We start from the raw sequence: 8,853 nt of genomic DNA on the forward strand, positions 1-8,853 counted from the left end.
GAGTGAAAGCAAAAAATCTCAGCTAAAAAATTTAAACTCAAATCATGATTTTTCATCATAATATAAGGGCGATGCCGTATATTTTTACGGCTTTGGGTTCATTGCATACGGTGCATATATTTATGATATATATAACTAATCTAATAAGTAATCTACATAGATAATCTAATCATTATAATAGCTTACTACTGCTAAAGAAGAACCTACTGATTGTGATACAGCTATTGACTAGATGACAGAGATCATCACTAGGTCTAGCACTATGACTCCATTCATAATGTAAAAAATTAGAGAAGTTCTCCTCCTATGACTTCAAAGTGTCATAGGAGAGTGAAGTGTTTAATCAAGATTATTCTGAATCAGATATTTCTTTTTGGTTTGATTACTTGTTATGTAGTTTCGAGAAGGACTTGGCTCGGCATGGTGCTAAGCATTGGGATCATAAGGACTTGGTACGATTTCTTGCTAATACATCATGGATTGAAGAAATTATCGGACAGCGAAATGAATGGTTATGGTTGCTGAATTTGCCTGATCGAGAGTATTGCCCACGTATTACAGTGTTTGCCAATTGCGTAGCTGAGTACTTTGAACAGTACCCTGAACAGGATCGAAATATTGTACTTCGTTCTCGTCCATTAAGTGTGATGCAGGAGATAATCTTTGACTTTGCCACCAAGTTATTTTCCTCTTCATATAGTCGCATTAAGTCTGATCGTACTTATCAGGCAAAGCAAAGAAGGAAGGTCATTGCTGAGAAACTACGAGAACTTTCAGCGCGTAAGTCCAGATTATTACCGTTTCGTTTTGAGTTGTACTATTTTAAAGCTTATGAAGATTCAGTGAGCAGTCTTGATCTCAGGACTCATCTTGAGCAATTTGTCAAAGAGATAAATAAACCTGAACACTATGTACTGACTGAGCAAGATCGAGATAAAGTTGATTTAGAGATTTTGTTCTATGCCAGAGTGGTTGAGCAAGGCAAAGAATGCGGACATTTCCATATTCATTTTATGGTGATCCTTGATGGGAAACATTTACAAACCCCTTATCGATTCTATCAAGGGGCTGTAAATATTTGGCATCGTGTTACGGAGGGTAGGGGATATTTATATGTCCAACGCAAAGAGAACATTCGTTATCCTATTCAACAGCACATCAATGGTCAGGTCATTGATCGGGCAGATACAGGGCGCATGAATATATTGTTCAATTATGTGGCTCCATACCTCACCAAAATAGGGATCGACAGTGAGCATCAATATTTGCGAATAAAGCCACGTGGTTTTGAAGCCTATGCTTGTAGCCACTTTAAGCATAACAAGGTGAAGTAAGTCGCTTCCAGTCACTAGGCTGAGTGATGGTCAGGATCAAGCAAAATTAAAAAAATACGCCAAACACCTTCCTATGCAATTCAATCGCATAGGAGTTTTTGCAATGAGTTTTTACCAAGTCGAACATCAACATGCCACTCGCCTAGAACAAAATCTACAAAAGTTCTATCAACAAGCACGTTTTGAGAAGTCGGCGTTAGATATGCAATATTGGCATGAGGTATTTTTAGATACGTTGCCTGATTGGAAACCATTGATGCACTATAAAGAATTGGAATTCGATCTGTGGATTTCAATTTTAGCCTATTGTTATCACGCAACATTGTGTGATCTCAAACTTGTATACCTACCTAGTGAAGAAGTGGAGCAGATCAAAGTTTTCATTGCACTCTTGCTGGAAAAGTTACGGGTGGTATATACCAGTGTTCAATTCTTAGAAACGATCAAAGCAGACAACGAGGCGCACGCAAAACGTATTCGTAAATGTGTTGAACAATATGACGCAATTACCATACATCAACACCATCTCAATACGCTGAAATGCTATTTCACCTATCAGGCGGATCAAATCCCTTTAGTCTCGATTTTTGACGTTGCTCAGCATGTAAGTCTTTTTGAAAAAAGGATTCAGAATAGTGCCTTGATTCAAAATGGTTGTTTATTTCTTTATCGCAAAGTATTGCGCATCCCTGAAACGAATCAGTATGTATGTGCTTACTTTCTAACGTTTAATGGCAACGTGCTAAAACAAACAGAAATGCTTTGTCAGCAACTCAATCAGGAATGGTTGACTGTAACTCATGGCAATGGTTTGGTACTCGATTCAAATTCGGATTTACCATGGGAAGAACGAGATGATAGCTTCCTTGCCATGTTTGAGGAAATGGAAGATGTTCGTGATGATCTAGAAGGTATGAGGCGAAATGAGTTTTACAGTGTAGATGATAAGGCGACGCGGTTAAGAGTACGCCCTCGAAAATTTCAACAATTCTTAGCTAAGCCAGTCAAAGGCTTTAATTTTTAAAAGTATCTTTCAATCGCTAGATACACTGCTTATCAAATCAACATCAATTAATTTGCTCAACTTTGTCTGCTTGACGGCAGACAGAGTGGGGGCTATCCTTTCGATGCTGGCCTACATTGCCAGTGGGTTTTAGCAGACCCTATAAACAAAGACGGTAGTTAAAAGTTTACTTTTATCTGCTGTGGACCCGTTCGTCCCCCATTCTCTTTATGGCAGACGTTTGGGGGACGCGCTTGCGCGTGCTGGTTTCTTTGTTTACCAGTCTGCTAACCCCCATTCGTTCTGCCACCATTATTTAGCAGTGATTTTGGTAGAACTTCTTTAATAAACAAAGGAGTCGCCCATGCGTCTACAAATTCTTAATTTCCCGTTCTTCTCTATCCCCCAGTGCTGTATACGGTTTTGTCATCACTAGACCAATAACAGCATACATAAAACAATAATTTTATCTGGGGTAAACAAATGAAGGATGTGCATCCTCTGTTTGTCTGTGTGCTCGGATCATTTTTACTGATCGGCTGTGGAAATAAAAATGCCTCCACTGAAGTTTTACGCCCTGACGAAAATGCAGCACTCAGCCAACGACTTGAACCAACACAGCGACCTGTTCTGGTCGAAGCCAAAGCATTACAACCTTTCCTCAATCAACAACAACTGCCCGAAGCCGATGTTTCTGGTTTTCGTGACTATCTGCATGGTCAATCAGGCAATCGATCTGCACTGCTACAATTTCGAGAAAAATTGCAACTCAAGCCGAATCAAGTCTTGCTCTTAGGAATCGAAAAAACCAACCAAGAATTGCTACTGGAATTTCCAAACAATGACCTGTTTGCCAGTGCCAACGATTTGGTGATTAACCATGCCCGAATGTTGAAGACTCCTACAGGAGCAGGTAAAGGCGAATTTGAAACGACCGAGCAATACCAGCAACGGATTCAGGCAGAACAAGGCACTTTAAAAAAGCCACAGCCCATCTCAAAGTTGACCTTGGACGACTGGAAGATGCCTTAAATTATTTGGCTTATCCCATTCCTATCAATGTACTTAGTCCATCTAGCGAAGATTCAGCTCAATATGATGCGGATCGACAGGTGATGCATATACAGGCATCGAGCACCAATGCTGCGGGCTACTACGATTCAACCGTATCTAAGCTCAATCTAGTCTTTAGTGCATCACCCAAAGATGCCGAAATCATTCTAGGCAATCTACGTGATGAACGAGACAAGCGGAATTATCTTGGTTTTATCTTGAGTATGCAGCAAGGGCAATTGGTTTTAGAACAAGCCATCCTGTACCAGCACAATAACAATGATGATCGCTACTTACGTCTAGCTACCATCAATCCCTCACAACTGTATTTAAGCACTCGTCCATTAAATGCAGATGAGTCCAACAAGAATCTCAATACTGAACAGCCATACCCACTCCAACAAAAACTGCCATTCCTGTTTGGTCTTAAACATTACCGTAATCCTGAACAGCAACAAGCTGAGCCTGAACTCGAAGTTCGACCACCAACTGAAGAAGAAATCACGCAACTCAGCCTAAATGTAGGGTCAAGTGGTATAGAGGGGGCACTGTAAATGTTAGAGATCTTTAAACATAAATCCGTTCGAAATATCCAATTTATATGCAGTCTGTTGTTACTTGGCAGCCTGTATGGATGTGGCAGTAAGGACACACCAACAGAACTTCCTCAAGCTGATGCAGTGCTTCAGCTCTTGCATGCTCAAGATGCCTCAGTGATTCAGATCAAGTTACAGCAATGTCAGGTCGGGAATCTGTTTGTAGGGCAAGAAGGGACAAGTTCCAAATACGATCTCTATCGCTGTCAGATCACGGTTGAACGCTTTGATGATGAATATAAGCAATCCTTCCTCAAAGATCAGGTCGTACATTTACGCCCTTATGATTCAGAAACAGGCTGGCAATTGGTTGCATCGAACTAAGCACGATCAAAAAGATGAAGAGTGAAAAAATAATGATGGACTTTAATCAATGTAAACAACAGTTTCCGCAGTTAGATTTATTACAGGCTGACCCCGCTATTTTCCTAGCACCCCAGATTCCTATGAATAAGATTCTAGGTGCAATGAGCTATTTGCCTCCTAGGACTAAGCCTGAAGAAGTATTGCTTTTGGTCGATGAAACGGTATTTGGTCAGGGCAAGAATGGATTGTGTCTGACAACGCAAGGCATCTATTTCAAGGAAGCCTTTGCCAATGCAAATGTCTATCCAATGAAAGCAATCACTTCAGTGGGTTATTCAATGGGAATGCTCAGTAAGCAGTTAGTGATCAATAGCACCGCTAAAGTGACTTTGGCTCAGCCTGAAAAAGCAGGGCTACGGCTATTGGCAGATTTCCTAAACCAATATTGTGCGCTTCATAAAACCCTGACTGATTCATTGTCATCTGTATCTACGCAGCAACAATCTCAACAAAGCCAACCCACAACGATCGCAAACCTACAGCCAATCATCAAACTGTATGCCTACTTATTACTGGGCTGGCGAGGTGAGTGGAGCAATCAGGTGAGGGCGTTGATGCAACAGTTATTTGATCGTGAATTTGTCCATCCACAGGATCAGGCATTCCTTGGGAAGTTGATGCAACAAGATCAGCAGTTTGATTTTTTTGACCTACTTGATGAAGTCTCTGCGATTCAAAACAGCCTGTCACCCCAACTATGTCAGAGCCTGCTTGAAGAAGTACTGGTGTTGATGGAAAAAAGGAACTTTGAAGTTGAAACAGCGCGGAACCATTTCTTTCAGATCAGTACCGCTTTAAATGTTGATCAGGCAACTGCCACGAGCATTCTTGCGCAGTTCCCAGCATTTATAACAGGGAACACTTAATCAAAATAAAGAAATTTCAAATACATATTACCTCTGTGAAGACCCAGTACCCAGCCACAAGAGGACTCGGTGCTATTTAACATTCAAGAAGCTAAACCGAATAAAGGAAAAATAATTGTGAAACGATTAATGAAATTGATACTACCTACATTAATTACCCTACCACTGATGCTGACAGGATGTGGTTCGAGTTTTAATCCTGATGTATTGGAAGTGAATTTAAATACAGAATATAGCCCAGGAGGGTTATACGATCGAACCTATGTGATTCTCACCATTCGTTCTATCGATGCTGAGCCAATCGCGGTGACCAACGTCAATGTAAATAATGGACGTTGCAGTTACACAGGTCGATACAATGATCCAATCAAGCTACCTGCCTATTTCCAGATTGGGCAATCCCTACAGCTTTACCTCAGATGTTCCTACGATGCTGTGGTAAAAGTTGATATTGAGACGGATCAAGGCTCAGCAAGCTATAGCTTTAAATAACAAAACGAAAGCAGACATATCAACCATGCCCAAGAGGCATGGTTTTTTTATGCCTGAAAATCCCAAGATTTAGACATAAAAATCAATATTCACATTCACTGAAAGGACTTTCGTGATGAGCACCGTACATTGTCCTTATTGCCATTCTGAACAGGTGATTCTCAGAGAATCTCAGCCGAATGGTCCACAGTATTTTGAAAAAATCCTAGATGCATTTTCACCACCCGCAATGGCCGCACTGGGGATCAAACTGGCAAAAGAGGCAGGTATCCCTCCGTATATCGGTGGGCTGATTGGAGTGGTAGTCGGTGGAACACTGGTTATGGTCAGTCAGCATTATTTCTATCGTCATTATAAATCTGCGCAACATTACCACTGTCTGCAATGCGGACAGGACTTTGCTGTGGCTGACTAAGCATCATTCAATTTTATTGTTTTAAACAACATCACTTTTATACAGGAATCATCTCTATGGCACATTTAGTTGAAAACATGGCATTTGTAGGACAAACCCCTTGGCATGGACTAGGCAACCAACTCACGCCCAATCAACCGATTGAAGTCTGGGCCAAACAAGCAGGCATGGATTGGCGTATTGAATCTTCAAATGTCAGTTATATGGCTGAAAACCATAAACAACAAAACCTAATCTTGCCTTATCAAGAGCAACGCGTGTTGTATCGCTCTGATACGCATGAACCTTTATCCGTGGTCAGTCAACGCTTTCAAGAGGTTCAGCCCAAAGAGATTCTAGAGTTTTACCGTGATCTGACTGAGCAATCAGGTTTTGAACTGGAAACTGCTGGGGTGCTTAAAGGCGGTAAGAAATTCTGGGCATTGGCTAAGACAGGACAAACATCTGCCTTAAAAGGAAAGGATGTGAGTAATGGCTATATTCTATTAGCTACTGCTTGTGATGGAACCTTAGCGACCACCGCCCAATTCACCTCTATTCGTGTGGTCTGTAACAACACGCTTGCGATTGCCCTGAAAGCACAAAACGCTGGATCGAACAACACGGGCGTAGTCAAAGTTCCACACAGTACTCGCTTTGATGCAGAGAAAGTCAAACATCAACTCGGTATTTCAGTGCGTGCATGGGATGAACACATGTATGAAATGAAGCAACTGAGTCAACGTAAAGTTACACAGCAGGAAGCGGCTGCTTACTTTGATGCAGTGTTTAATAACAGCAATCTCAGTGTGGCAGATCAGGAGGACAGCATTATTCAATACTACCGCAATGCGGCGCTGCCAAAACCAACTATTCCCGTAACATCGAGCATCAATAAATCCGACAATAAAACTGAACCGAATGGACGTGCCATGTCAAAAGTGATGACCATGTTTAACGGACATGGACGTGGCGCAGAACTCAGTTCAGCCAAAGATACGGCGTATGGTTTACTGTGCGCCATTACCGAGTTCACCGACCATGAACGTCGAGCCATGAGTACTGACCATCGACTGGATTCAGCATGGTTTGGGGCAGGCGCAGCCATTAAACAACGTGGTTTGGAACAAGCTTTACGCATGTTGGCTTAGTCTTAGCCTAGTCTCTATCAAACTCACCCTTATTCACTCCACAAACAACAGCTACCACAGTGACTCAAATTTCAGCTTCATTTAAGCTTTCACCATTAGCCTAAGCCAGTGGTTATAAGATAGCCGCAGTGCAAGACCCTTCGCCACACTTAGAGGTGGCTTTTTTTATGCCTGAAATTTAGCGGTTGCTGTGGTGACGATACTTTATTCAAAAAGGAATCGCGCCATTATGAATAGTCATCATCACATTCAAAATGCACTAAACCAACCCCCATTACAAGCCTACTCACCGAATATCAATCCATCCACTCAACAAGTCGAAGTCGGCACCCGAACCAAACGTAATTCAGCTCAACATTCCCAAAATAAACAGCCGAGGAAAAGCAAAACACCCGCAGCTAAACGGCTTGCCAACACTAAGCAACTCAACTATCAACAATGGCTTGAAATCCGCAAACAGGGCATCGGTAGCAGTGATGCTGCAACCGCTTGCGGACTGAATCCCTATATGTCGATGCTAGAGCTGTGGATGATCAAAACGGGTCGGATGCAACAAAACATTGAAGATGAAAGTGCAGGCTATGCACCGTTGTACTGGGGTAAACAACTTGAACCTTTGGTGGCTGAATACTACAGCATGCATACCAATAATAAAGTCCGTCGTGTCAATGCAGTATTACAACACCCTGATGAAGACAAGCACTTTATGCTCGCCAATCTAGACTATGCCGTGGTAGGCAACCCCGATGTGCAAATCTTGGAATGTAAAACCGTTGGAGAATATGGTGCAAAACTTTGGCGAGATGGTGTACCACTGTATGTGCTGTGCCAAGTGCAACATCAACTGGCGGTGACAGGCAAACAAGCTGCACATATCTGTGCCTTGATCTGTGGACATGAAACTAAAATCTATAAAGTGACCCGTAATGAAACGGTGATCCAGCACATCATCAATGCGGAGCGTCACTTCTGGCAATGTGTCGAGTCAGGTATTCCACCGAGTGTCGATGCTTCTGATTCAGCAGCTAAAGCACTACAGCAACTCTATCCTGAACAAATTCCATTAACTGTAGAAGACCTCAGCCAAAACGAACAAGCCAATTACCTCTTTAATCAACTGTTAGAAGAGCGACACAGACTTGAACAACATCAACAGTATTTCGATGAACTCAAACATCAAATACAGATGCTAATGAAAGATGCGGAACGTGCGGTATTTACAGGAGGCTCAGTGACGTGGAAGAAGACACAAGACTCAACCACCTTAAATAGTAAAGCGTTACTGAAACAACATCCTGAATATCTACAGCAGTTCCCGCAAACCAAAGTCGGGACACGAAGATTTCAGATTTATCCGAATGGTGGATAGAGCAGATACGTATATCCAGCATTTCTTTCTTAAACAAACGTATCAACCACCAGAGCCACGTCAAACAACCCGATCCCATACCTCAACAGGTATGGGATTTTTTTATGCCCAAAATTTTAAACAGCTATAAAGAGGACATCACCATGATTAAAGGCTTAGCAATTACACCACCCGTTTTAGGTCGTATTAGCATCGGCAAAATTGTCGAAAAGAATGGCAAACGACTCCC

8 protein-coding genes and 1 pseudogene are annotated in these 8,853 nt (G+C 42.0%); all 9 read left to right on the plus strand.

Features of this window, described 5'->3' with window-relative positions; translation table 11 throughout:
- Nucleotides 1-335: 335 nt before the first annotated feature.
- The 9 genes and pseudogenes from HMPREF0023_RS09335 (at nucleotide 336) to HMPREF0023_RS09375 (ending at nucleotide 8,624) form a co-directional block, all read left to right on the plus strand.
- Nucleotides 336-1,334 (plus strand): hypothetical protein, encoded by a 999-nt coding sequence (locus tag HMPREF0023_RS09335; protein ID WP_005091443.1) that lies wholly within the window; start codon nucleotides 336-338, stop codon nucleotides 1,332-1,334.
- A gap of 103 nt (nucleotides 1,335-1,437) precedes the next feature.
- Entirely contained in the window at nucleotides 1,438-2,358 is a 921-nt protein-coding gene (locus HMPREF0023_RS09340; RefSeq protein WP_005091442.1) for a hypothetical protein, read from the plus strand.
- 462 nt (nucleotides 2,359-2,820) lie between these two features.
- Nucleotides 2,821-3,944: pseudogene (locus HMPREF0023_RS17070) on the plus strand (hypothetical protein).
- Nucleotides 3,945-4,310 (plus strand): hypothetical protein, encoded by a 366-nt coding sequence (locus HMPREF0023_RS09350; RefSeq protein ID WP_005091440.1) that lies wholly within the window; start codon nucleotides 3,945-3,947, stop codon nucleotides 4,308-4,310.
- A 32-nt stretch (nucleotides 4,311-4,342) separates the two neighbouring features.
- Complete coding sequence (locus tag HMPREF0023_RS09355) at nucleotides 4,343-5,218, plus strand: hypothetical protein (protein WP_005091439.1); 876 nt, start codon at nucleotides 4,343-4,345, stop codon at nucleotides 5,216-5,218.
- Between the two features lie 129 nt (nucleotides 5,219-5,347).
- The gene (locus HMPREF0023_RS09360) at nucleotides 5,348-5,710 is read left to right on the plus strand and encodes a hypothetical protein (RefSeq protein ID WP_026056367.1); all 363 of its coding nucleotides are present in this window, start codon (nucleotides 5,348-5,350) and stop codon (nucleotides 5,708-5,710) included.
- Between the two features lie 115 nt (nucleotides 5,711-5,825).
- A complete protein-coding gene (locus tag HMPREF0023_RS09365; protein WP_005091437.1) occupies nucleotides 5,826-6,125 on the plus strand; it encodes a hypothetical protein in 300 nt (99 codons plus the stop codon).
- Nucleotides 6,126-6,181: 56 nt separating this feature from the next.
- Nucleotides 6,182-7,255, plus strand: coding sequence for a DUF932 domain-containing protein (locus HMPREF0023_RS09370; RefSeq protein ID WP_005091436.1), 1,074 nt, complete (start codon nucleotides 6,182-6,184; stop codon nucleotides 7,253-7,255).
- Between the two features lie 229 nt (nucleotides 7,256-7,484).
- Nucleotides 7,485-8,624, plus strand: coding sequence for a YqaJ viral recombinase family protein (locus HMPREF0023_RS09375; protein WP_005091435.1), 1,140 nt, complete (start codon nucleotides 7,485-7,487; stop codon nucleotides 8,622-8,624).
- Nucleotides 8,625-8,853: the final 229 nt, after the last annotated feature.

The organism is Acinetobacter sp. ATCC 27244 (assembly GCF_000156555.1).
In the GTDB taxonomy this organism is placed as follows: Bacteria; Pseudomonadota; Gammaproteobacteria; order Pseudomonadales; family Moraxellaceae; genus Acinetobacter; species Acinetobacter haemolyticus.